Source organism: Mesorhizobium sp. M0047, assembly GCF_040323315.1.
Lineage (GTDB): Bacteria > Pseudomonadota > Alphaproteobacteria > Rhizobiales > Rhizobiaceae > Mesorhizobium.
In genome coordinates this window covers 112759-137385 of the sequence record NZ_JAMYUW010000002.1, presented here as the reverse complement: position 1 = coordinate 137385, position 24627 = coordinate 112759, and the positions used below count along the sequence as shown (strand labels likewise).

Annotated in this window: 23 protein-coding genes; 8 read left to right on the top strand and 15 right to left on the bottom strand. The window is 63.6% G+C overall.

Features of this window, described 5'->3' with window-relative positions:
- Positions 1-33 precede the first annotated feature (33 nt).
- Together NKJ89_RS02460 and NKJ89_RS02455 are read right to left on the bottom strand one after the other, a co-directional pair.
- Complete coding sequence (locus NKJ89_RS02460; RefSeq protein ID WP_352599565.1) at positions 34-1596, bottom strand: amino acid permease; 1563 nt, start codon at positions 1594-1596, stop codon at positions 34-36.
- Positions 1597-1649: 53 nt separating this feature from the next.
- Positions 1650-2489, bottom strand: coding sequence for an N-formylglutamate amidohydrolase (locus tag NKJ89_RS02455; RefSeq protein ID WP_352599562.1), 840 nt, complete (start codon positions 2487-2489; stop codon positions 1650-1652).
- Between the two features lie 234 nt (positions 2490-2723).
- Between NKJ89_RS02455 and NKJ89_RS02450 the strand changes: the two genes are divergently transcribed.
- From NKJ89_RS02450 to NKJ89_RS02440, 3 genes are all read left to right on the top strand, one after another.
- Positions 2724-3551, top strand: coding sequence for a MurR/RpiR family transcriptional regulator (locus NKJ89_RS02450; RefSeq protein WP_023759697.1), 828 nt, complete (start codon positions 2724-2726; stop codon positions 3549-3551).
- Positions 3552-3744: 193 nt separating this feature from the next.
- Positions 3745-4908 (top strand): efflux RND transporter periplasmic adaptor subunit, encoded by a 1164-nt coding sequence (locus NKJ89_RS02445; RefSeq protein WP_352599559.1) that lies wholly within the window; start codon positions 3745-3747, stop codon positions 4906-4908.
- Positions 4905-8036, top strand: coding sequence for an efflux RND transporter permease subunit (locus tag NKJ89_RS02440; protein ID WP_352599556.1), 3132 nt, complete (start codon positions 4905-4907; stop codon positions 8034-8036). The genes NKJ89_RS02445 and NKJ89_RS02440 overlap by 4 nt, the downstream gene beginning before the upstream one ends.
- Positions 8037-8072: 36 nt before the next feature.
- On the opposite strand, the gene NKJ89_RS02435 is transcribed toward NKJ89_RS02440, so the two are convergent.
- The 5 genes from NKJ89_RS02435 to NKJ89_RS02415 all read right to left on the bottom strand — a co-directional run bounded on the left by NKJ89_RS02435 (position 8073) and on the right by NKJ89_RS02415 (position 12956).
- Entirely contained in the window at positions 8073-8483 is a 411-nt protein-coding gene (locus NKJ89_RS02435; protein WP_352599554.1) for a GtrA family protein, read from the bottom strand.
- Entirely contained in the window at positions 8480-9289 is an 810-nt protein-coding gene (locus NKJ89_RS02430) for a ChbG/HpnK family deacetylase (RefSeq protein ID WP_352599552.1), read from the bottom strand. The genes NKJ89_RS02435 and NKJ89_RS02430 overlap by 4 nt, the downstream gene beginning before the upstream one ends.
- Positions 9286-10275 carry a glycosyltransferase family 2 protein gene (locus NKJ89_RS02425; protein WP_352599549.1) on the bottom strand — a complete coding sequence of 330 codons (990 nt, stop codon included), beginning with the start codon at positions 10273-10275 and terminating at the stop codon, positions 9286-9288. Before NKJ89_RS02425 ends, NKJ89_RS02430 begins: the two co-directional genes overlap by 4 nt.
- Positions 10268-11431, bottom strand: coding sequence for a glycosyltransferase family 87 protein (locus NKJ89_RS02420; protein WP_352599547.1), 1164 nt, complete (start codon positions 11429-11431; stop codon positions 10268-10270). Before NKJ89_RS02420 ends, NKJ89_RS02425 begins: the two co-directional genes overlap by 8 nt.
- A 283-nt stretch (positions 11432-11714) precedes the next feature.
- Positions 11715-12956: an acyl-CoA dehydrogenase family protein gene (locus NKJ89_RS02415; protein WP_352599544.1), complete on the bottom strand. Its 1242-nt coding sequence runs from the start codon at positions 12954-12956 to the stop codon at positions 11715-11717.
- A gap of 115 nt (positions 12957-13071) precedes the next feature.
- Here NKJ89_RS02415 and NKJ89_RS02410 point away from each other — a divergent pair, with 115 nt between their 5' ends.
- From NKJ89_RS02410 to NKJ89_RS02390, 5 genes are all read left to right on the top strand, one after another.
- Entirely contained in the window at positions 13072-13887 is an 816-nt protein-coding gene (locus tag NKJ89_RS02410) for an SDR family oxidoreductase (RefSeq protein ID WP_352599541.1), read from the top strand.
- A gap of 39 nt (positions 13888-13926) precedes the next feature.
- The gene (locus NKJ89_RS02405) at positions 13927-14412 is read left to right on the top strand and encodes a MaoC family dehydratase (RefSeq protein ID WP_263495443.1); all 486 of its coding nucleotides are present in this window, start codon (positions 13927-13929) and stop codon (positions 14410-14412) included.
- Positions 14409-15443 (top strand): phosphotransferase family protein, encoded by a 1035-nt coding sequence (locus NKJ89_RS02400; RefSeq protein ID WP_352599538.1) that lies wholly within the window; start codon positions 14409-14411, stop codon positions 15441-15443. Before NKJ89_RS02405 ends, NKJ89_RS02400 begins: the two co-directional genes overlap by 4 nt.
- Positions 15444-15682: 239 nt before the next feature.
- The gene (locus NKJ89_RS02395) at positions 15683-16327 is read left to right on the top strand and encodes a TetR/AcrR family transcriptional regulator (RefSeq protein ID WP_352599535.1); all 645 of its coding nucleotides are present in this window, start codon (positions 15683-15685) and stop codon (positions 16325-16327) included.
- A 147-nt stretch (positions 16328-16474) separates the two neighbouring features.
- Complete coding sequence (locus NKJ89_RS02390) at positions 16475-16723, top strand: DUF680 domain-containing protein (RefSeq protein WP_352599533.1); 249 nt, start codon at positions 16475-16477, stop codon at positions 16721-16723.
- A gap of 41 nt (positions 16724-16764) precedes the next feature.
- Here NKJ89_RS02390 and NKJ89_RS02385 read toward each other — a convergent pair whose 3' ends face one another.
- The 8 genes from NKJ89_RS02385 to NKJ89_RS02350 form a co-directional block, all read right to left on the bottom strand.
- Positions 16765-17814 (bottom strand): Gfo/Idh/MocA family protein, encoded by a 1050-nt coding sequence (locus NKJ89_RS02385; RefSeq protein WP_352599531.1) that lies wholly within the window; start codon positions 17812-17814, stop codon positions 16765-16767.
- Between the two features lie 48 nt (positions 17815-17862).
- Entirely contained in the window at positions 17863-18648 is a 786-nt protein-coding gene (locus NKJ89_RS02380) for a ThuA domain-containing protein (protein ID WP_352599529.1), read from the bottom strand.
- Between the two features lie 77 nt (positions 18649-18725).
- Complete coding sequence (locus NKJ89_RS02375; RefSeq protein WP_023759682.1) at positions 18726-18956, bottom strand: hypothetical protein; 231 nt, start codon at positions 18954-18956, stop codon at positions 18726-18728.
- Between the two features lie 58 nt (positions 18957-19014).
- A complete protein-coding gene (locus NKJ89_RS02370; protein ID WP_023759681.1) occupies positions 19015-19599 on the bottom strand; it encodes a sarcosine oxidase subunit gamma in 585 nt (194 codons plus the stop codon).
- On the bottom strand, positions 19592-22585 hold the full coding sequence (locus tag NKJ89_RS02365) for a sarcosine oxidase subunit alpha (protein WP_352599527.1): 2994 nt from the start codon (positions 22583-22585) through the stop codon (positions 19592-19594). The genes NKJ89_RS02370 and NKJ89_RS02365 overlap by 8 nt, the downstream gene beginning before the upstream one ends.
- Complete coding sequence (locus NKJ89_RS02360) at positions 22582-22893, bottom strand: sarcosine oxidase subunit delta (RefSeq protein WP_023759679.1); 312 nt, start codon at positions 22891-22893, stop codon at positions 22582-22584. Before NKJ89_RS02360 ends, NKJ89_RS02365 begins: the two co-directional genes overlap by 4 nt.
- 11 nt (positions 22894-22904) lie before the next feature.
- Positions 22905-23327 carry a hypothetical protein gene (locus NKJ89_RS02355; RefSeq protein WP_352599525.1) on the bottom strand — a complete coding sequence of 141 codons (423 nt, stop codon included), beginning with the start codon at positions 23325-23327 and terminating at the stop codon, positions 22905-22907.
- Entirely contained in the window at positions 23327-24580 is a 1254-nt protein-coding gene (locus tag NKJ89_RS02350; RefSeq protein WP_127416521.1) for a sarcosine oxidase subunit beta, read from the bottom strand. Before NKJ89_RS02350 ends, NKJ89_RS02355 begins: the two co-directional genes overlap by 1 nt.
- Positions 24581-24627: the final 47 nt, after the last annotated feature.

Genomic DNA, 24627 nt, shown 5'->3' with positions numbered 1-24627 from the left:
CAAAAACGCCGGCCATGGCCATGATGGTTGATGTCAGTAGCCGGTTTCGCCGACGGCCAGTTCGGCGGCCGCGATGGCAGCCTTGCGCTTGGCAATCTGGTCGCCGATCGGTGGACCCTGGAAGCGGCGGTTCTCGAAACCGAACCAAAGCACGGCGGTCAGCCCAATGAAGCCAATGGTGATGTATAGCACCTTGTCGTTCGGCGGCTGGATGGCGATGTAGAAGATGATCGCCATGCCGACAACCGACAGGACGCAAAACAGCTTGAACAGCCCGGCGCCGAGGTTCCACGGGCCCGGATTCGGCCATTTCGCCGTTCCGAAAGTCATCATGCCGAGCACGATCGGAATGATGAACGACAGGAACAGGAACACCAGCGTCGAATTGACGACGATGGTGTAGATGTTGGTGCCGCCGATCGAAATGAACTGCGCAAGAAAGACATAGATGATCTCAAGCACCGCAGCGGTCCAGATCGCGTTGACCGGCGTGCGCCAGGTCGGGCTGACTTTGGCAAGCGACGCGGAACCAAACGGCATGCCACCATCACGCGAGAAGGCAAACAACATGCGCGAAGCCGAGGTCACCGTGGCCAGACCGCACAGGAACTGCGAGATCAGGATTGCGAGATACAGCAACGTCTTCAGCCAGACGGGCATGATCGCGTCCATGGTGGCGAAGAACACGTTCCAGCCCTGCTTGGCGCCGGCGGCCAGGTCGGGGATTGCCAGAACGATTGCGCACAGCATCACCCAACCGATTAGCGAAGACCAGAGCACGGACGAAACGATCGCCTGCGGCACCGAGTGTGCTGCTTTCTCTGTTTCTTCGGAGGTATGCGCTGACGCGTCGTAGCCGGTGATGGTGTAGACTGGCAGAAGCAGGCAGAGCAGGAACAGGTAGCTCATGGAGTCGGACTGCGGGAAGACACCGCCACCGGCGTCGCCCGAATAGTTGGTGAATGTCCACAACCGCGTGATATCGATCGCGGGCGCAAACACCAGGCAAGCCACGATCAGTACTGCCGTCGCACCCAGGATGAGGAAGCCCGAAGCATCCGTCAGCATGGCCGTGAGCCTGATGCCAAAATGGTTGAACACCGCCTGCAGCACCGTGATGAAGGTAACGAACCCGACGATCTCGCCAGGCGTTCCGGTGATGCCAAACCAGCTTCCGAACGTTCCGACAAAGAAGAATGCGGTGCCGATATTGATCGCCCCCAGCACGGTGATCAGGCCGAGCAAATTGAGCCAGGCGGTCAGCCAGCCGGTGAAGCGGTTTCCGAGGATCGAAGACCAGTGATAGAGGCCGCCAGCGGTCGGAAATGCCGAGGCAATCTGCGCCATCGCAAGGGCAAAGCAGGCCGAAACACAACAGCCGACGATCCAGCCGATGCCCGCCGCGGCGCCGCCGATCGACCCAGTGGCTTGTGCAAAGGAATTGATGCCACCCGAAAGGATGCAGATGATCGAGAACGAGATCGCGAAATTCGAGAAGCGGCTCATGCTTCGCGACAATTCCTGGGCATAGCCCATACCGTGGAGAACCTTGAGGTCCTCCTTCTTGTCAATGTCTGTGTAACCCGGTGCTATCATTGGAAGTCCCCTGTTGTTTCCGAGCGAGATGCGTCAATCTCATCTCGCTCTGGCTAGCCGATTGAACTGACTTTCCGACTGAATGCGATCTGGCCGACTGAATGCGATCTGGTCTGTCCTGCCTCCTCCGGCTCCAGATCCGAAAAAATGCCCGTGAGCAGATCCGCCCATTTCCGCTGCCCGGTCTCGCCGGAAATTTCATCATTGCGGATTTCGATCATCGCGCAAGGCAAGCCGCGCGAGCGCGCGTGGCGTTCCAGCGTGAAATAGACGCGGTCGGCCGGCGAATAGGGCTCGTTGACGCCGACGGTGACGCCGGCAAGCCGCTTCAGCGCCGATATCAGCGGCGCCGCCAACCGGCGGTCTTCGTCATGGATGATGCCGATATGCCAGGGCCGATTCTTACCCTTGAAGATCGGGGTGAAAGAATGGATCGACACCAGTCGCGTCTCTCGGCCCGACGCCAACCGATCCTCGATCGTCTTCTCGATAGTGTCATGGAACGGGCGCCATGCGAGCGCTACACGCGCCTCCCGCTCGTCGGCGGAGAGTCCCTGGTTCGCTGGAACGACGGTTTTCTCGCTGACACTGACACTCATTATGAGGTCGGGCGCGTCGAGCGGCCGGTTGCAGTCGATGACGAGACGCGAGATACGGGTTTCGATCAGGGTGGCATCGAGCGCCTCCGCCATGCGGCGGGCAACCGGCAGCGCGCCGGGATCCCAGGCGATGTGGCGCGACAGGTCCTCGGCGGCAAGGCCGAGCGTGCCGAATTCAGCGGGAAGGAAGTTCGAGGCGTGATCGCAAGTCAGCACAAAAGGGCTCGATCCGCCGGGGTTCGTCACCCTCACGGTATCAGACGCTGCAAGGCTGGCGGGCCGTGCTTTCTCCATAGTCTGCTGTCCCCGGGGACGCTGTATCGTATGTTACGTATTTTGTGTCATTGCGTCCCTATGGATGATTTCATACAGTTTGGGCGACTTTGTCAAATGCGATTTCGGAAAAGACCTTCGACCAGGCCGAAGCGTTTTGCAGCCAGGTAGAATCACTTGGCGTCGCAGAAATGGGACCAAGACAAACAGACGGAGCGGAATGGTTTACCATCCCGCTCCAAGGGTGGGGAAAAGATGATTTCCAGTATTGCCGAACTGATTGCCGACCGCATCGGCACGATGCCGGCCGGAGAACGGCGCGCGGCCCAGACGCTGATCGCCAGTTACCCGATGATCGGCTTGAAGACGGTTGCCGAATTCTCGGCCACGGCCGGTGTCTCTTCGCCGACGATCCTGCGTTTCGTTGCCCGGCTCGGCTTCCAGAACTATCCGGAATTCCAGTCGAGCCTGCAGGACGAACTGGCGGCGCAATTGCAGTCTCCGGCGACGAGGACGCTCAACCCGCCCTCGCCCGGCGGCGGCACGGTGTCACCAATGCTGGAAGCGACGCTCGACAATATGCGCGAGACGTTCAGGCACCTGTCCGACGGGCAGCTTGCCGACATCGCCGCCCGGCTCGTCGACCGGCGCGGCAAGACATTCCTGATCGGCGGCCGCTTCACCGATCCGCTGGCGCGCTACATGGCCGCCCACCTCGCCGTCGTTCAACCCGATGTCTTTCACCTTGCCGGCCAGGAAAGCATGTGGCGCGACAGGCTGATCGACATGGGCAAACGCGATGTGCTGGTGATCTTCGACATCAGGCGCTACCAGGACAGCCTCGCTCGCTTCGCCGAGAAGGCGCATCAGCGCGGCGTGCAGATCGTGCTGTTCACCGACCAGTGGCTGTCGCCGATCGCGCGTTTCGCCCGCCATGTCATCGCTGGACGAACGGCCGTGCCGTCGGCGTGGGATTCCTCCGCTGCCCTCTTCGTCGTTGCGGAAATGCTGATCGGCGCTGTCACCAGGCAACTGGAAGCAGAGGGCGCCAAGCGCATTCGCGAGATGGAAAGTCTGCGTTAGTGCATGTAACGACGACCCCAAAGGTTACGCATGTTTTCTCAAATGTTACATATATTTAATGTGCGCGGCCTTGGAGACTTGTCATAAAAACGCGATATCGGGGTGGCTTCTTGCCTTATAATAGCCTCGCTGCGTCTGCTTCATTTCGGGAAACCCGGTAGACGGAAGGATTGCTTTGCCAACCGGAGTGCCGATGGCCGCCTGGAAACAGATATTTTTCGCGCTTGTGGTGCTGGTGGTGGCAGCATCCGCCTGGCTGCGCTTTTATCCGGGCGCTCACGACGTGCTGGCACGCTGGGGCATTGACTGGGCTTATGCGGCAACGTCCCCGGCTGAAAGCGGCGCCGCCAACGCGAAGCAGGCAATCGGCCGCGAAGGTGGCAACCAGCGGGTGAACGTGGTGGCCCTGGCGGCCACGTCGGCCGTTATCAACGATCGCCTGCAGGCAATCGGCACCGGTCGTGCCAACGCCTCCGTGACCGTCAATCCCTACAGTTCCGGCCGCCTCGCCGAGTTGCTGGTCGAATCCGGCAGCCATGTCGACAAGGGACAGATCATCGCGACACTCGACTCCGAGACCGAAACGATCGCCCAGGACCGCGCCAAGCTCGCCTTGCAGGACGCGCAGGCCAAGCTCGACCGCGTCAAGTCATTGCGTGCTTCCAACGCCGCGACACCGGTTGCCGTGGCCGACGCCGAAGTGGTTTTGGCCGGCGCCAAGCTGGCGCTTCAGGACGCGGAACTTGCGCTGCAGCGGCGATCGATTCTGGCACCCATTGCCGGCACTGTCGGCATCCTGCCGATCTCCGCCGGCAATTACGTGACCAACCAGTCGGCGATCGCCACGCTCGACGACCGCTCCAGCATTCTGGTCGATTTCCTGGTGCCGGAGCGTTTCGCCGCCGCCGTCAAGGTCGGCGCGCAATTGACGGCGACGCCGATCGCCAATCCCAGCAATGCCTATACCGGAACGGTTTCGGCCATAGACAATCACATCGATGAGAAGAGCCGCACCCTTCTGGTCAAGGCCAAGATCGCCAATCCGGCCGATTCCCTGCGCGCCGGCATGTCGTTCGCCATCAGCATGAAATTCCCGGGACAGACCTATCCGGCCGTCAGCCCGCTGGCGATCCTGTGGGGTTCGGACGGCGCCTATGTCTGGCAGATCGAGGACGGCAAAGCCAGGCGAGTCCCCGTGCGCATCATCCAGCGCAACACCGAGACCGTGCTGATCGACGCCGAGATCGACAGCGGCGACATGGTGGTCACCGAAGGCACCCAGAGCGTCAGCGAGGGCGGCACCGTCCGCCTTGCCGGCGAAGAGCAGCGTGCCGTGGAGGCGGCCGAGGGCTCATGACCGGAACCATCAACGCAGCCAGCGATACCGGCTTCACTGCGCTGTTCATCCGCAGGCCGGTGATGGCCTTCGTTCTGAACACCCTCATTGCCGTTGCTGGCCTTGCCGCCTTCTATGGCGTCGAGATCCGTGAACTACCTGACGTCGATCGCGCGGTCGTTACTGTTTCCACCGCCTTTGAAGGGGCGGCGGCAGAAACCGTCGATCGCGAATTGACCGACACGATCGAGGGCGCCGTCGCCCGCGTCTCCGGCGTCAAGTCGATCTCGTCTTCTTCCTCATTCGGTTCGAGCCGCGTCACCATCGAGTTCAACGACGGTGTCGATCTCGACGTTGCCGCCTCGGACGTGCGTGATGCCGTCGGCCGCGTCGCCAACCAGATGCCGGACACCGCCGACCCGCCGCGCATCGTCAAGGCCGACGCCAATTCCGAACCGGTGATGCGATTGGCGGTGACCTCGGACAACATGTCGATCCAGGACATGACGGTGGTGGTCCAGGACCAGATCGAGGACGAACTGGCCGCCGTGCCCGGCGTTGCCGATGTCCAGGTCTATGGCGACTGCGACAAGATCTTCCGCATCGACGTCAACCAGAACAAGCTGGCCAGCCTCGGCTTCACGGTTGCCGACCTCAGGACGGCGCTTGCCTCGGTCGCCTTCGATTCGCCGGCCGGTTCGATCACCACGACCAACCAGGACCTGATCGTCCGCACGACGGCCGACGTGACCACGCCGGAAGAGTTCGAAAACATCATTATCGGCGGCACGACACGCATCCGCGACGTCGCCACCGTCACGCTCGGCCCCGATGTCGGCCAAACCACGCTACGTTCGGACGGCAAGACCGGCATTGGCGTCGGCATCATCCGCCAGGCGGAATCGAACACGCTGGACATCTCGACCGGCGTCCAGGCCGCCGTCGCCAAATTGCAGCAAAACCTGCCCAAGGGCATGTCGATCAAGATCACCAGCGACGACGCGGTCTTCGTCAAGGGCGCGGTGCACGAGGTCGAGATCGCGCTTGGCCTGTCGGTGACCATTGTGCTGCTCGTCATCTATGTCTTCCTGCTCGACTGGCGCGCAACGCTGATCCCAGGGCTGTCGATGCCGGTCGCCATGATCGGCACCATCGCCGCGATTTATCTGGCCGGCTTCTCGGTCAACATCCTGACCCTGCTCGCCCTGGTGCTGGCGACCGGACTGGTCGTCGACGATGCCATCGTCGTGCTCGAAAACATCGTGCGACGGCGCAACGAAGGCATGGGGCCGCGCGCCGCCGCCGTGCTCGGCGCGCAGGAGGTGTTTTTCGCCGTCATTGCCACCACTTTGACGTTGGTCGCCGTCTTCGTGCCGATCTCGTTCCTGCCCGGCCAGACCGGCGGCCTGTTTCGCGAATTCGGCTTCGTGCTTGCCATGTCGGTGCTTCTGTCCTGCGTGGTCGCGCTGACGCTGTGCCCGATGCTCGCTTCGCGCATGCTGACCAGTGCATCCCTCCACCACGAAGGCGGTCACGGCGTCGGCGCCCGCATCGGCGGCGTGCTCAATACTGCCTACAAGCGCAGCCTGCACGCCTGCCTCGATGCACCGTGGATCGTGCTTCTGGTCGCGGTGCTGTTTGCCGGCATCGCCTTCACGCTGTTCGGCACCATTCGCCAGGAATTGACGCCGACCGAGGATCGCGCCGCCGTGCTGCTGCGTATCAGCGCCCCGCAGGGCGTCAGCCTCGACTACACGACACAGCAGATGCAGAAGATCGAGAAACTGATCCAGCCAATGCGCGATTCAGGCGAGATCCGCAGCACGTTCGAGCATGCCGGCCAGAACGGCTCCTACAATTCCGGCTTCATGGTGATGACGCTGGCGCCGTGGAACGAGCGCAGCCGCAGCCAACAGGAGATCATGGCCGAGATCAGCCGATTGACCAAACAGGTGCCGAGCGTGCGCATCTTCCCGGTGCAGCCCAACAGCCTCGGCATCCGCGGCGCCGGCAACGGCCTGCAGTTCGCGCTGGTCGGCAACGACCGCAAGGCGCTCGGTGACGCAGCGGTGAAGATCATCGCCGAGATGCAGAAGGATCCGCGCTTCCAGACCCCGCGCCTGTCGATCGACCCGACGCAGCCGCAACTCGCCGTCGCGATCGACCGCGAGCGCGCCTCCGACCTCGGCATCGACATCACTGGACTGGCCAACACCTTGCAGGCCATGCTCGACGGCAACGACGTCGTCGACGTCTACATCGCCGATCGCAGCTATGGTGTGAAGCTGGTCTCGACGACAAATCCGATCAACGACCCGACCGACCTGGAAAACATTTTCCTGAAAACGGCCGACGGACGCTTCGTGCCGATGTCGACAATCGCCACGCTGACCGAGCGTGCCGTGCCGCCATCGCTGTCGCGCGAACAGCAGCAGCCTTCGGTGGCCATCACATCCAACCTTGGCGGCGACTTCGCGCTCGGCGCCGCGCTGACCCGCGCCGAGGAGATCGCCACGCCGCTGTTGCCGCCCGGCAGCCGCATCCTGCCGCTGGCCGAGGCGGCGACGCTGGGCGAGACCAACAGCGCCATGGTCACCATCTTCGGCTTCGCGCTGGTGATCATCCTTTTGGTGCTGGCCGCCCAGTTCGAAAGCTTCGTCAGCGCCGTCATCATCATGGCGACGGTACCGCTCGGTCTTGCCTGCGCCATTTTCGCGCTGCTCTTCTCGGGTACCACCCTCAACGCCTACAGCCAGATCGGCCTGGTCCTGCTGGTCGGTGTCATGGCCAAGAACGGCATCCTGATCGTCGAATTCGCCAACCAACTGCGCGACCGCGGGCTTGGCGTGCGTGAGGCGATCGAGCAGGCCTCGATCATCCGCGTGCGGCCGGTGATGATGACGATGATCTGCACCGTGCTCGGCGGCTTGCCGCTGGTGCTGGCGAGCGGCGCAGGTGCCGCGGCGCGCGTCGCGCTCGGCTGGGTCATCGTCGGCGGACTGGGGCTTGCCACCGTCTCGACGCTATTCCTGACGCCGGTCGCCTATCTCCTGCTTGGCCGCTTCGTCACCCCGAAGACCCATGAGGAGGCCCGGCTGAAGCGCGAGCTCGAGGAAGCCGTCTACACCAATGCGGAGCCAGCCGAGTAGCGACATTCCGGGAAAAGCGAGGAGCGGCTTTCGTCGCTATTTCAGCACCCGGCCTTCGATCGACCAGCGCGCGGCGAGGAAATTCAGCACCGCTGCGATCACGACTCCGCAAATCTTTGCCGGCCAAACTCCGACGGTCGTTGCGAACAGCGCGATCGAAAGGCTGGAGACGCCGAGCGAAATCAGCCCCCCAAGCGAGGCGAAGCGAAGGAACGCGTCATGCAGCCGGATGGCTCGATTGCGCTCGAACGACCAGAAGCCGTTCGCCGCGAATGAGAAGGTGACGGCGATGAACCAGGCAGCGATGTTGGCGGGCAGCGGCGGCATCTGCAGCTTGAGCAGCAGGAAGAAGCTGGCAAGGTCGATGGCTGTGTTGGCAAGTCCGACAATGGCAAAGCGGACGATCTTGTTGCCGGTCGAACGCGGGGGCAGCTCGGCGTCGCTCATCCCTTGCCACCCATGATTGCGACACCGGCGCGGGCCAGGCTGGCGCCGAACGTATCCGATGCCAGGGTCGCGAATTCGACCTCGCGCACGCCTCGCATCGGGTCGCGCGCGCGCAGTGTCGCGTCGACATGGCCCGGGTGGCACATGAACAGCCCGCGTTCCGGCAACGCCTCGACGGCGGCCTGCAGCACGGAAGCGAATTTATCGGGTTGGCGCCAGTCATAGATGCCGGCAAGCGGCTCGAAAACGGTAAAGCCGGCGCGCCGCATCGACCGGTTGAAGCCGGAAGCGAGCGCGGCGATCGCGGCGACTTTCGGCGCCGCAGTCAGGACCGGGGCGCCGCGCAGCGCCGGCTTGTCGCTCTCTTCGCCAAGACGCGCGCGCAGCCAGTTGCGCACGACGGGAAGGAAATGCACATGCTGGTGCCCGTCGATGAAATCGGGGCGGCGCCCGAGTGCTTCGACGAGGCGGCTGTATTGGGCGTCGAGCTCGGCATGAACATCGCGATCATTGACGCGGCCGCGTAGGATCGGCAAGGCCAGCGTGCGGAGTGGCGGCAGCCGGCCTTCCGGCGCCAGGCTCGACCTGCCGGTGACGGCAGGCTGGTCGGTCAAGGTGAGATGCAGCCCGACCGCGACATGGCCGCAAAGAGGTTTTATGCGCGCCGCCTCCTTTGGCCATTCCGGAAAGCCGGACATACAGCTGGTGCCGGTCAGGCGGCCGCGATCGAGCAGATCGAGAATCCCATCGGAGACGCCGGGCGCCAGGCCGTAGTCGTCAGCGATCAGGCGGATGCGCCGCGTCATGTGTCGAGAGCGCCTGCCACCGGCCTGTCGGCGGAGACCTCACTGCGAACGACATCGCGCACGAGATAGACCGGCCGATCCTTGCTTTCGCTGAGCGTGACCCAGACATATTCGCCGATCAGGCCAAGCAGCGTCAGGTTGAGGCCGCCGAGCAGGACGACGGCGACCAGCAGGCTGGGATAACCCGGAACGGCAATGCCGTAGAAGATCACCTCGAAGAGCACCTTGGCCCCGTAAACCGCGCCCGCAAGTGCCGCGAGCAGTCCGCTGAGGCTAATCAGGCGCAGCGGAATGACGGAAAATGAGGTGAAGCCTTCCAGCGAGAAGGCGATCAGGTTGAGTCGGCTCCATTTCGACGTGCCGCTGGCCCGGCTCTCCGGCGAATAGGGCAACGCCTTCTGGCGAAAGCCCGCCCAGGCAAACAGGCCCTTGTTGAAGCGACGCTTGTCGCGCAGGCTGGTCAGCGCACGCGCCACGGTGCCGCGCATGACGCGGAAGTCGCCGGCATTCGCTGGAATGTCGAAACGCTGGCTGCTGTTGATCAGGCTGTAGAAAAGTCGGGCCAGCTGGCTGCGCCGCCAGCTCGCCTCGCGCCGGTCGTTTTGTGCATAGACGACATCGACATCAGGATGTTCCACCAGCTCGGCGATCAGCTTCAGGCTGATGTCCAGGGAATGCTGGAGGTCGGCGTCCATGATCAGCACCATGTCGCCGCGCGACCGATCGAGGCCGGCTAGCACGGCGACCTCCTTGCCGAAATTGCGGCTAAGGCGGACGATCTCCCACGACCCCGTCAGCGCCTGCGAAAACCGTTGGGCGCCATCGTCACGGCTGCCGTCATCGACCAGGATCTTGTGCACGGTCATGCCGAACCGCTGTGCCACGGCCGCTTCGAGTTCGCCGAGCAGGCGTGCGAAGGCCGATGCCGATTGCGCCTCGTTCAAGAATGGCGCGACGATGTCGAGTGTCGGCCGCAATTCAGCCATTTGCGATCCCTGCATTCACCACCTTTACCCGCGCCGTGGCCCAGAACCACCAGATCAGCGAACCCGCGATGAACGTAACCGCGATCGGCCGGAACCAGGGGTAGAGCAAATCGTGCACATGGCGATCGACGCCGGTCAGTCCGGTCGCGAACAGCACCGTCGACAACACCGAGGCCAGAACGCCGCCGCGCTCTTCGCGCCACAACAGCGCGATGGCGATACCGGCGGGTACCGCGATCATTGCATAGGTGTTGGGCTCGACGCGCGGGTTGAAGACGCACATGTAGAAAGTGGCCGTCAGGAAGATCGCCAGCCCCGCCGGTCCGCGTTCAAGCTTGCGGTCGAACCAGATGACCGCCGAAAGCGTGAACAGGGCCATGACGATGCGCACGATCGTGGCGCCGAATTCCGGAATGGGCAGCCCTATCCGGGTGAACGGCGCCGTGAAATCAGTCGGCACGAAATGGCTGGTGTTCTCGACGGCCATCGAGGTCAGCATCTGGGCGAAGACGCGATACTGATCGTTGAGATAGCCGGCGGGAGCGAAAGCGTAGGGCAGGGCGAGGACGAACAGGACAGAAAGCACCAGAACCGGTATCAACCGGAGCCGAAGGGCTCCCACCAACAACAGCATGATGATCGCGGTCGGCTTGGCGATGATGGCAATCGAAGCCCAGAAGAACGTCTCCGCCCGCCGCCCTTCCAGCGCCGACAGGGTGAGAAGCCAGCAGGCGCCGGTCAAAAGGATCGTCGCCTGGCCGTTGCGGATCGCCCCCGCTGCCATCGGCAAGGCGAGGAAAAGACCGAAAGAAAGCAGCCACGTCAATTCGCCGCCGCCGAGCTTGCGCACCTGTCGCATCGCGGCATAGGTCAGCACCGCAAAGCCAAGGCTGTGCCAAACCACGCCGCCCAGCTGCGGACCGAGTTTGGCTATTGGAATATACAGCGCGGCAAAGGCTGGCGCGTAGAGATACCCCATCTCGGATTGGGTGTCGTAGAGTGGCAGACCGGCCAGAAGCGCCTCGCTGCCGTCTATATAGGCCTTCCATACCGTGCGCGTATAGGGCGACCACAGGACCAGGACAAGAACGACCAGGAACACGCCGATCCACAGGCTGAACCCCAAACGGTCGAAGACCGGCTTGGATATCGTCATCAAATCACCCTACACCCGCCCGGAACAGGCGCTTGCCCACGTCGTCCGGAATTCGATGGCGGCGACATATCACGGACAAAGCGGCGTGGCATAGGGGGTTGAAAGACGGGAACGGCGGGCCGACGATCCGGGCAGCGGCCAGATACCGGACATCCTTCCGGCTCATGTCCAAGTTTCTCGCGTCTTTCGATTGGGCCAAGGCTGGATGAACACCTTGCCGTTGGGCCTGGCCAGTTCCGCGCCATAGCCTCGGCAAGCGGTCGCCGGAAGATGATACCGGCGCTCAGACCTTTTCCTGCGAGTATTTCTTCAGCTCCGTCCGCGCCACCTGCCGGCGATGGACGGCGTCAGGCCCGTCGGCAAGGCGCAATGTCCGCAGATGCGTCCACGACCGCGCCAGCGGCGTGTCCTGGCTGATGCCTTGCGCGCCGAACATCTGCACCGCCTCGTCGGTGACCTTGAGCGCGACGCGGGGCGCTACCACCTTGATCTGGCTGATCCAGGGAGCGGCGGCCCGCGCGTCGCCCTGATCGATCATCCACGCCGCCTTGAGGCAGAGCAGGCGGGCCATCTCGATCTCCATGCGGCATTCCGCGATGATGTCGAAATTGGCGCCGAGCTTTGCCAGGGGCTGGCCGAAGGCCTCGCGGCGCACGGAACGCTGGCACAGCATTTCCAGCGCCATCTCGGCCTGGCCGATGGCGCGCATGCAGTGATGGATGCGGCCGGGGCCGAGCCGCCCTTGCGCGATCTCGAATCCCCTGCCCTCGCCCAGCATCAGGTTCGACGCCCTAATCCGCACATTGTCGAAGCGAAGATGCATATGGCCATGCGGCGCGTCATCGTCGCCATAGACCTGCATGGCGCGGACCTTGGTGACGCCTTTGGTGTCGGCGGGCACCAGGATCATGGAATGGCGGCGGTGCTTTGGCTCGCTGTCGCCCCCGGTCAGGACCATGACGACGTAGATGGCGCAGCGCGGATCGCCGGCGCCCGATGCCCACCATTTCTCGCCGTTCAGCACATAGTCGTCGCCCTGCCGCTCGCAGCGCATGGCAATGTTGGTGGCGTCGGACGAGGCGACATCCGGCTCGGTCATCAGATAGGCCGAGCGGATCTTGCCCTCGAGCAGCGGCTCCAGCCACGCTTTCTTGTGATCGGCCGAGCCGTAGCGTTCCAGCACCTCCATGTTACCGGTGTCCGGCGCCGAGCAATTGAAGGTTTCCGCACCGAGATGCGACTTGCCCATCTCCTCGGCCAGATAGGCGTATTCGACCGTGGAAAGGCCGTAGCCGCGCTCCGAGCCGGTCAGCCAGAAATTCCACAGGCCGCGCGCTCTTGCGGTCTTCTTCAGCCCTTCGAGGATCTCGCTCTGGCGCGCCGTATGGACCCAGCGATCGCCTTCCTTGCCCACTTCGGCGAGAAATTCCTTGTCGAGCGGCATGATCTCGTCGCGCACCATGGCCGCGACGCGCGCGTGGATCGGCTTCAGCCGCTCGGTCATGCCGAGATTCATGTCCGTCATCGGTCGCTAACCCTTCATGGATGCCAGGCATTTTGTCGGTGGCAAGGATGACTGTACTTCGGATAGCCTTGTCAACGCGAACTGTTTGCCCGCACGCCGAGCGCGGAGGACTGTGATGAGCTATCTGGACGAGCTGTTTTCGGTGGCCGGCAAGACCGCGTTGGTGACGGGTGCCGCAACCGGCATCGGCCGCATGGCGGCGACGGCGCTGGTGCAGGCCGGCGCCGGCGTGATGATCGCTTCGCGCAAGGGCGAGGACTGCATCAAGGTCGCCGCCGAACTGAATGGACTTGGCGCACCCGGCCGCGCCGAAGGGTTTGCGGGTGATGTCTCCAGCGAGGCCGGCATTGCCGCACTCGTCGCCGAGGTCAAGGCGCGGACCGACAGGCTCAACATCCTGATCAACAATGCCGGCGTTTCCTGGGGCGCGCCGCTCGAAAGCTTTCCCTATTCGGCGTGGGCGAAAGTGTTCGGCGTCAACGTCACCGCGGTCTTCCATCTGACCCGTGAATTGCTACCGCTGCTCGATGCCGCCGCCAGCGATGCCGACCCGGCCAGGGTCATCAATCTCGGTTCGGTGATGGGCACGCAACCGCTGGCCGACGACGCCTATTCCTACACGGCTTCGAAGGCCGCGGTTCACCATCTGACACGCACCCTGGCGCTTGAGTTCGCCGCCCGCCGCATCACCGTCAACGCTTTCGCCCCCGGCCCCTTTCAGAGCCGGATGACGGCGTTTGCCACCGGCACGGAAGAACAAGCCAGACATGTCGGAAACCATGTTCCGATCGGCCGTATCGGCGCACCGGATGACATTGCCGGCGCAACGCTCTATCTGTGCAGCCGTGCAGGAAGCTACGTCACAGGCGCCGTCCTGCCGATCGACGGCGGACAGTCGGTGCAGCATGGGCTGACGCTGTTCAAGGAATAACATTTTCCGGCCACAGAAGCCGGAGGTGAACTGGAGGACGTGAGCGTGGAACCGATCAGTCTCGATGTGCTTCTGGCCAATGTCGGCAAGGAAGTTGGCGTGTCGCCGTGGCGGGTGGTCACGCAACGCATGATCGACCAGTTCGCCGACGCCACCGACGACCACCAGTTCATCCACTGCGATCCGGAGCGGGCCATGCGCGAGACGCCCTTCGGCGGCACCATTGCACACGGCTTCCTGTCGCTGTCGCTGTTGTCGGCGATGACCTTCGAGACGATGCCGCCGCTGGAAAACAGCAAGATGGGCGTCAACCACGGCTTCGATTCGCTGCGCTTCCTGGCGCCGGTGAAGACCGGCGCGCGCATTCGCACCCGTTTCGTGCTGGCCGACGTCAAGGTCAGGCCGTCGGGCTGGGTGCAGACGGCGCATGACGTGACCATCGAGATCGAAGGCTCGAAGAAACCGGCGCTGACGGCACGCTGGTTGACGCTGACCTTGATCGAACGCCAGCCCGAGACGGCATGAGCGATCCGAACGTCCTCGACCAGGCGGCGCTCGCGCCTTATCTCGAGGCGAACATACCGGGCTTTTCCGGGCTTGCCGCAATCGAAAAATTCAAATCCGGCCAATCGAACCCGACCTATCTGCTGACGGCGGCAAGCGGCCGTTACGTGCTGCGTGCCAAGCCGCCGGGCCAGCTGCTGAAATCGGCGCATCAGCTCGACCGCGAATTCAGGGTGATGAAGGCGCTTGCCGGCACCGCCGTGCCCGTGCCGGAGATGCTGCATCTCTCGTCGGAGGACTCGCCGATCGGACGTATGTTCTACGTCATGGATTTCGTCGACGGCCGCATTTTCTGGGATCCGGCGCTGCCGGAGGCCGGCGATAACGATGAACGCGCCGCCATCTACGATGCCATGAACGACACCCTCGCCGCGCTGCATGATGTCGACGTCGGGGCCGTGGGTCTCGGCGATTTCGGCCGGCCGGGCAACTACTTCGAGCGCCAGCTGGCGCGCTGGACCAGCCAGTACCGTGCCTCGGAGACCGGCACCGTGGCCGATATGGACCGGCTGATTGCCTGGCTGGAAACGCACATGCCCGAAGATGACGGCAGCGTCTCGCTGGTGCATGGCGACTACCGGCTGGACAATCTGATCTTCGCTTCCGATCGGCCTCAGGTGGTGGCGGTGCTCGATTGGGAACTGTCGACATCAGGCCATCCCTTTGCCGATATCGCCTATCAGTGCATGCAATGGCGCCTGCCTCACGCCTCGGATTTTCGCGGCCTGGGCGGTATCGATCGTGCCGCACTCGACCTGCCTTCCGAGGAGGATTACGTCGCCAGCTACTGCCGGCGGCGCGGGCTCAGTGGTATCGGCAACTGGACGTTCTTCCTCGCCTTTTCCTTCTTCCGGCTGGCGGCAATCTGTCAGGGCGTCTTCAAACGGGCGCTGGACGGCAACGCCTCCAATCCCGAAAAGGCGAGAACCTATGGCGAGGCGGTGAAACTGCTTTCGCATCTCGCTGCCCGACTGATCGACAAGGAGGCGTGACGATGGCCGCTTCGACGCAGCAACAATGCCGGTCGCGGATGCCGCCGGCGGGCTTGGCCGGGGCGTCGCGAAAAGCTTTGCCGCTTTTGCCGCTGAAGACGCGCTACTGATGCTCTCGGATATGGACGAGCCTCGGCGAGAGCTGAGGCATGTTGCCGTTTGGGAACCTGTCACGCCCTTGTCCGTTTTCGTACAGCGTATATAATTTGGCCAGCACCAACCCGAACAAAGGACCGATCTTGCCGCCGAGTGTCCAGACACGCCGCGAGAAACAAAAGGCCGAACTGCGCTCCGAACTGGTCGAGGCCGCGCACAAGCTCGTTCAGGAGGAAGGCTATGAAGGCCTGACCATCCGCAAGCTGGCCAAGCGGGTCGGCTACGCACCGATGTCGGTCTATTCCTATTTCGCCGACAAGCAGGACATCCTGTTCGCACTCGCCGAGGATGCGTTCGAGACGCTAGCCCGCCGCATCGAGGAGCACCCATCGGACGATCCGATCGAGGCGTTGCAGGCTGTCATGACCGAATATGCCGCCTTCGGGCTCGGCAATCCCAACGAATACCGCACCGTGTTCATGACCGAGAAGACGAAGCTGCCGGAAGGCAGGAGCTACGAGGACATGGAAGAGGGCAACCCGGCGATGAAGGTGCTGATCAGCAGGGTCGAGGCCTGCGTGGCCGCCGGCAAATTGCAGGGCGACCCGCGCGCCATCGCCACCATGCTGTGGGCAGTCGGCCACGGCACGATCTCGCTGCTGATCACCTTTCCGTTCTACCCCTTCGGCGATCCGCAGGCTTTCGTGAAGCGCATGTGCGATTTCACGCTTGCCACGCTCAGCACGCAAAACGTGCCGCCGCTGACCGACACACCGGTCAACTGCTGAACGCCAGTTTCCTTTCGAATTCTTGGTTAACATAAAGTTTAGCGTACGCGTACGGTTTTATCTTGAACTTCGCGATCGACGGACGTATGTGTACGGTGCATCGTACATGTACGACAAGAATTCACCCGTCGAAAACGGAGACAGACTATGAAAAAGACACTCTTCACCCTCGCAGCCGTGCTGGCACTTTCGGGCTCGGCCTTCGCCGCCAGCGCGCCCCACATGGTCAAGCATGCGTCCGCTACAACCTGCGTAGACACGAAGACCGACGTGAAGCTCGATTGCGCCTCGACCGGCTCGGTCGAGAAGAAGGGCGCCACGGAAAACACCGCTGAAGGCAAGGGCCCGCGGCTCGGCATCAGCATCGACCCGTGGATCGTGCCGAGCTCGTTCTAAGCTCCGCAGAAATGCGTACGGCCGGCGAAAGCCGGCCAGCTTCAGGCGACCAGGATTGGCAGCTTGGCCGCTGAACTCTCGAAGGCCGCGTCTATCAGTTTCTGCATGTCGGCGGCGCGCCGGAAGGACGGATCGCCGTTTCGGCCTGCATCGAGCGCGTCGGCAAAGCGCCGGGCGTTACGCTTGACATTGGGCAGCGGCAGCGTTTGCCAGCGCTGAAGATCGACATCGCCAGCCAGGCAGGCCGACAGGTTCGACTCCTTGCCATTGGTCTCGACCTTGATGGCGCCCTTGGTGCCGTGCAGGGCCAGCGACAAATCGTTGGTATGGCCAGTCATGTAGCGGCTTGCCACGATCGTGGCGAGCGCGCCGGAATCGAGACGCGCCGTCATCGCGACGCTGTCATTGGCATCCAGCACATAGTCGCCGATGCGCTCGCCCTCGGCCTTCGGAAACGTGACCAGATCGGCATGCAAGCTGACGATATCCTGGCCGGCGCCATACGTAGAGAAGTCCAGGATGTGAATGCCGACATCGCCGAGAACGCCGGTCGAACCGTGCCGGCTCGACAGGCGCCATAGCCATTTGTCCTCGACCCGCCAGTCGCCCCATGATTTGCTGATCAGCCAGCTCTGTCGGTAGCTCGCCTCGACATGGCGCAGCTCGCCGATCTCGCCGGCCTGCACCATGCGCCGCGCTTCCTGGATTGCCGGTGAGTTGCGATAGGTCAGGTTGACCATGTTGACCACCCCGGCTGCCTCTGCCGCTTCGGTCATTGCCAGCGCGTCGGCGTGGTTCGGCGCCAGCGGCTTTTCGCAAAACACATGCTTTCCCTCGGCAAGCAGCGCCAGCGTCGTCGCCAAATGTGCACCATCCGGCGTCGCGTTGATGGCGGCATCGAACTGGCCCCAGGCGACCGCCGCCTCCAGGCTCTCGAAGAAATCTCCGATCTTGCTGGCAGCGGCGAACGCGGCCGCACGGCCGGGCACCTGATCGACGCAGGCGACGATGCCGCAGCCGGCAATCCCGGCGAACTCCTCGACATGATGCCCGGCGATGCCGCCCGTGCCGAGCAGAAGAATTCGATGCATCAGTTCAGGCCCCCAATCACCTCACGCCGCAATCGACTCACGCGCCGATCAGCCAAGACCCCTGTCGCCATCGGCATGCAGGCGCAGGCCTTTTTGGACGATCTTCTCCTTGGCGGCATCCGTCGGCACGTTCGGGGCATTGGTGATGCCGGACCAGGCCGGCGCCGGGTTGCGCGCCCAGTGCACCGCATTGCGCAGCACCTGCTGCACGCCCTCGTTGTGATAGATTGGATAGGTCTCGTGGCCCGGCGAGAAGTAGAAGATCCTGCCGGCGCCGCGCTGGTAGGTCAGCCCGGACCGGAACACCTCACCGCCCTCGTACCAGGAGACGAACACCGTCTCGAGCGGCTCCGGCACGGCGAAGGGCTCGCCATACATTTCGGTCTCGCCGATCTCCAGGCACTCGCCGATGCCTTGCGCGATGGGGTGGCTGCGGTTGATCGCCCAGACGCGCTCGCGCTCGCCCGCCTCGCGCCATTTCAGCGAACAGGGCGTGCCCATCAGCCGCTTGAAAATCTTCGAGTAATGCCCGGAATGGAGCACGATCAGCCCCATGCCTTCCCACACCTTTTTCTGCACCCGCTCGACGATCTCGTCCTTGACCTCGCCATGCGCCGCATGGCCCCACCACAGCAGCACGTCGGCGGCCGCCAGGCGCTTTTCGCCCAGGCCATGTTCGGGTTCCTGCAAGGTGGCGGTGGTCGCCTCGATGCCCTTGTCCTGGTTGAGCGCCGCGGCAATGGTGCCATGCATGCCCAAGGGGTAGAGGTCGCGCACGGCGGCATTGGTCTGCTCGTGGACGTTCTCGCCCCAGACGATCGCTTTTGTCGGCATTTTTATCTCCCAAAGCGCTTCAAGTAGCATGTCCAATGGGATTGAGAAGGTCCGATGCCGCCTGGCCCGATGGAAAACTACGCCTTGCGCTTCTTGCGCCCGGGCACGGTCTTGGCCTGGCCCGGCTTTGCCGGAGCGCCCGAGATGGACGATCCAGTGATCGACACCGGATCGCTGGCCGGGAACGTGTCTTCGAGGCCTTCCTCGAGTTCCTCTTCGGCGCTCGGCGCTTCGTGCCGCTCCTGTTCGAGCGAACGGACGGCCGACGTCTTTTTGACCGGCGACTTGGGCGCGGAATTCGACGGCATCGGCATTCTCCCTCGGCGTGAGGATGCAGAACGAGCCTGCCCTGCAAACGTTCCGGGTTCAGACCGCTGCGTCGCGCGATCCCTCGGACAAAAAAGTAAAGACATAGTCCGAGAAGGAACGCCAGCATTCAACCCTGAAGGCGTCCGGCGCCGTGCGCAACAGCACGATCTCGGTCTTGCCGAGGATGGTTCGCGACGCCGCTCCAACCGGGAAGCCATCGGGCGACAGGTCCTGCGGGCAACCCGCATTGATCGTCGCTGCTGCCCCGGTGCCCGTCACGGCGATAGCGATGTTGCGATGCGAGATGCCGACCGCCGAGTGCAAGGCGGAAACCCCAGCACAATCGGCCAGCGGATCCTTGCCCGCCTCATCGATGACCAGCCATTCGTCGGGGCCGAGCCACAAGGCGGTTCGCCCGCCCTTCGAAGCGGACGTCTTCGGCTTTTTCGGCAAGGTCACGCCGAGCGCCTTGGAAAGCGCTGCAAGCGAGGCCTCCGGTGCGCGCAATGAAATGCGCTCGGCCGGCGGCAGCACCTCGACCTTGACGCCGATACCGGTCGTGCTGCGTCCGGCCAGCGCCGGACGGCGTTCTACCGAAGGCGATGTCACCGGTGCCGTCTTTCTTGCAGCAGCCTTAGCCATTGAGGCGCCCTCCCGTCTCGTCGAAGAACACCATGCTGGCAACCTCCACTTCGATCGCGCCGTTCGGCATCGGCACAAAGAGCGTGTCGCCCATGCGGTCGCGTCCGCCAGCGACCAGCGCCAGCGCGATCGAGCGGCCGCAATTTTCCGACCAATAGCTCGAGGTGACATGGCCGATCATCTTCATCGGGATCGCCTGCTTCGGATCCTCGACAATCTGCGCGCCCTCTTCCAGCACCACCTTCGGGTCTTTGGTTTTCAGGCCGACCAACTGCTTGCGGCCCTTCGCGACAAGGTCGGGTCGCGTCAAGCCGCGGATGCCGACGAAGTCCGTCTTCTTCTTGCCGACCGCCCAGTCGAGACCGGCATCGTTCGGCGTCACCGTGCCGTCGGTGTCCTGGCCGACGATGATGTAGCCCTTTTCGGCGCGCAGGACGTGCATCGTCTCGGTGCCGTAGGCGGCAGCGCCGTGCTTCTGGCCCTCGGCCCACAGCGCTTCCCAGACAGCCTGCCCGTAATCGGCAGGCACGTTGACCTCGAAGCCGCGCTCGCCGGTGAACGACATACGAAACAGCCTGGTCGGCACGCCGCATATCTTGCCTTCGCGCACCGACATATGCGGCAGCGCTTCGTCGGACATGTCGATGCCTTCGACCAGCGGAGCGATGATGTCGCGGGATTTCGGTCCCTGCACCGCGATGACGGCCCATTGCTCGGTGATCGAGGTCAGCCAGACGTTGAGATGCGGGAACTCTGTCTGGAGATAATCCTCCATGTGGTTCATGACGCGCGGCGCGCCGCCGGTCGTCGTCGTCACATGGAAACGGTCCGGCGCCAGCCTGCCGACTACACCGTCATCATAGATGAAGCCATCCTCGCGCAGCATGATGCCGTAGCGGCAGCGGCCGGGCTCCAACTTCTCCCATGGGTTGGTGTAGAGCAGCTCCATGAATTTCGCTGCGTCCGGACCGACCACTTCGATCTTGCCCAGCGTCGAGGCATCGAACAGGCCGGCCGTCTTGCGCACCGCGACGCATTCGCGGTCGACCGCGGCATGCATGTCCTCGCCCGCCTTGGGGAAATACCAGGCGCGTTTCCACTGGCCGACATCCTCGAACACCGCGCCTTGCGCCTCGGCCCAGGGATGGATCGCAGTCTTGCGCGTCGGGTCGAACAGCGGACCCCGAGCATGGCTGACGATCGCGCCGAAGGTCACCGGCGTATAGGGCGCCCGGAACGTGGTCAGGCCGACCTCCGGGATCGGCTTGCCCAGCGTCTCGGCGGCAATCGCCAGGCCGTGCATGTTGGAGGTCTTGCCCTGGTCGGTCGCCATGCCGTTGGTGGTGAAGCGCTTGACGTGCTCGATCGAGCGCATGCCTTCGTGCACCGCCTGGCGGATATCCTTGGCGGTGACGTCGTTCTGGAAATCGACGAAGGCTTTCACCGTCGTGTCCGGCCCGGCTCCGGGCGCCGCACCCAGCATACCGCGCGACCAGTTTTCCGACGCATCGACATTCGGCTTGGTACCCTTGGCGGTTTTCGCGCCTGCATCCTTGGCCGCCTTGGCGCCCGCCGCATAGGCTTCGTCGACCGCCGCGGACAGCCCGTCGGTGCCGTTGCACGCGCCGACAGAGACGCAGTCCTGCGCATAGGTGCCCGGCACGAAGCGCTTGGTCTCGTCGTTGAAGGCGACCTTGCCGCGCGACTGCGAGAACAGATGCACCGAAGGCGTCCAGCCGGCCGACATCAGGATCGCATCGACCGAGATGGTGCGTTCGCCGCCGCCATTCTTCGGCTGCACGGTCATCGACGACACCCTGAGCTTGCCGCCGGCGCGGATCACCGCGCGGCCGAAATTGACCTCGATGCCGAGTGCCCTCGCCTCGTCGATCAGCGGCCCGGTCGGGTTGTCGCGCAAATCGACGATCGCCGCCACGTTGACGCCGGCTTTCTTGAGGTCGATTGCCGCTGCATAGGCGGAATCATTGGCGGTGTAGACGCCGACATTCTTGCCGACCGCAACACCATAGTGGTTGAGATAGGTACGCGCCGCACCTGCCAGCATGACGCCCGGCCGGTCATTGTCGGCGAACACCATGTGACGCTCGATGGCGCCGGAGGCCAGCACCACGCGCTTGGCCCTCACCTGCCACAGCCGCTCGCGCGCCAGATCGTGGCCGGGAGTCTTCAAATGATCGCTGACACGCTCGACCAGCCCGACGAAATTCTGCGCGTAATAGCCGAACGCCGTCGTGCGCGAGAGCACGCGTACATTGTCCATGGCGGCGAGCTTGGCCACCGCACCTTGAGCCCAGGCAAAGCCGTCCTGGCCGTCGATTTTCGCACCGCTCTCGAACCGTAGGCTGCCGCCGAACTCGGCCTGTTCGTCGGCAAGGATGACGCGCACGCCGGTCTCGGCTGCGGCAAGCGCCGCCGCGATGCCGGCGGCGCCGCCGCCCAGCACCAGGACCTCGCAATGCGCATAGCGCGACGAATAATGGTCCGGGTCCGGTTGGTCCGGGGAAACGCCAAGTCCGGCCGCGGCGCGGATCTTGGGTTCGTACAGGCTCTTCCATGCAGCCTTCGGCCACATGAAGGTCTTGTAGTAGAAGCCGGCCGAAAACAGCGGCGAAGCAAAGTCGTTGACCGCGCTGACGTCGAAGGACAATGAAGGCCAGCGGTTCTGCGACTGCGCGTCCAGCCCGTCATAGAGTTCCTGCACGGTGGCCCGCACGTTCGGCGTCTTGCGTGCCGCGTCGCGCTTGATCTCGACCAGCGCGTTCGGTTCCTCGGCGCCCGCCGACAGGATGCCGCGCGGACGATGGTACTTGAACGAGCGGCCGACAAGATGGACGCCATTGGCGAGCAGCGCCGAAGCCAGCGTGTCGCCCTCGATGCCGGTATAGGACTGGCCATCGAAACTGAACCGCGCGGTCTTCGCCTGCTTGAAGCGACCGGCGCCGGGAATGCGGAACGCGCCGATCATTTGGCAACCACTTCGTTGGAGTTTTTGGGCAACTTGGACGGTTTCGGCTCGCCAGCCTTGTAGGTCATGACGAACTTGTCGGTGACGGTGTCGCGCACGGCGTTGAAGAAACGGGCGCAGCCATGCATGTGCCGCCAGCGCTCATAAATGATACCCTTGGGGTTCGAGCGGATGAAGAAGAACTTCTCGAAATCGTCGTCGCTCTCACCGGCCATGTTGGCCGAGCGCGCGATATGCGCCTCGCCGGCGTTGCGGAACTCGAGTTCCGGGCGCTCTTCCTCGCAATAAGGGCAGCGGATGAGAAGCATTGTCCTGGTTCCTACAATTCGCCGTGGCCGACGCGGGCGCCCGCCGGTTGATCGCAAAGCTTCTGTCCCAACGTCGCGAACGGTGCGACGAGCCGGATGCGCTCTTCCACGCTTGCAGCGGGACGAAACAGATCGCGAGACGCCATGTTGCCGAGGGTGAGTTGCATCGGATCGGTTGTGACGATGACCTGACGTGGCTGGAACGTCTCGTCCTCATCGAGCCCTTCGGACCGTCCCTCGAAGAACATCACCACCCTCTGGCCGCCGCTCCAGACGCAGGCCAGCGTGCCATCGTCGACCGAAAATGGCCAGTCGGCCTCGTTGTCGGCGCGACTGATCGGCTGCAGCCGCACTTCATCCGCCGAAGGAAAATGGAACATCCCCTGTTCCCCCGCCAGCATCAGCGGCATAGCTACAGCCATCTGCGCCATCATCAGTGCGCCACCGCCGCCGCCGCCGCCTCGTCGATGAGCCGGCCGGTGCGGAAGCGTTCGATGGTGAAGGGTGCGTTGATCGGATGCGGATCGTCCTTGGCGATTGTGTGGGCAAAGACATGGCCCGAACCGGGTGTCGCCTTGAAGCCACCCGTGCCCCAGCCGCAATTGACGTAGAGGCCAGGCACCGGCGTCTTGGCCAGGATCGGCGAGCGGTCGGGCGTGACGTCGACGATGCCGCCCCAGGAGCGCAGCATCTTCATGCGCGTGAAGATCGGGAACATCTCGCAGATTGCGTCGAGCGTATGCTGCAATATGTGCAGACCGCCGGTCTGCGAATAGGAGACGTACTGATCGGTACCGGCGCCGATCACCAGTTCGCCCTTGTCGGATTGCGAGATATAGGCGTGCACCGTGTTCGACATGACAACGCAAGGCACCACCGGCTTGACCGGCTCCGACACCAGCGCCTGCAACGGATAGCTCTCCAGCGGCATGCGCACGCCGGCCATGTTCATAATGACAGAGGAATGGCCAGCGGCAACGACGCCGACCTTCTTGGCGCCGATGAAGCCGCGCGTCGTGTCGACGCCCATGACCGCGCCATTGGCGGCCCGCTTGACGCCGGTGACTTCGCAGTTCTGGATGATGTGGACGCCCCGCGCCGAAGCGCCGCGCGCATAGCCCCAGGCAACCGCATCGTGGCGCGCCGTACCGCCGCGCCGCTGCAGCGCCGCACCGACAACCGGATAGCGCGCATCCTTGGAGGTGTTGAGCGGCGGGCAGAATTCCTTCGCCTGCTCCGGCGTCAGCCATTCATTGTCGATGCCGTTCAGCCGGTTGGCGTGGACGTGGCGCTTCAGCACCTGGACGTCGTGCACGTTGTGGGCGAGCATCATGACGCCGCGGGCCGAATACATGACGTTGTAGTTGAGCTCCTGGCTCAGCCCATCCCACAGCTTCAGCGCGTGGTCGTAAATGCCGGCGCTCTCGTCATAGAGATAGTTGGAGCGGATGATGGTGGTGTTGCGGCCGGTGTTGCCGCCGCCGAGCCAGCCCTTTTCCAGCACCGCGACATTGGTGATGCCGTGCACCGTGGCGAGATAGTAGGCGGTGGCAAGGCCATGGCCGCCGGCGCCGACGATGATGACGTCGTATTCCTTCTTGGGCTCAGGCGAGGACCACTGCTCCTCCCAGCCCTTGTGGCCGCGCATGGCCTCGCGGGCGATGGCGAATACCGAATATTTCTTCAACGTCCCAACCTCGCCCCAGAAAAGGCCTCGCGAATAACGGCCGGGCG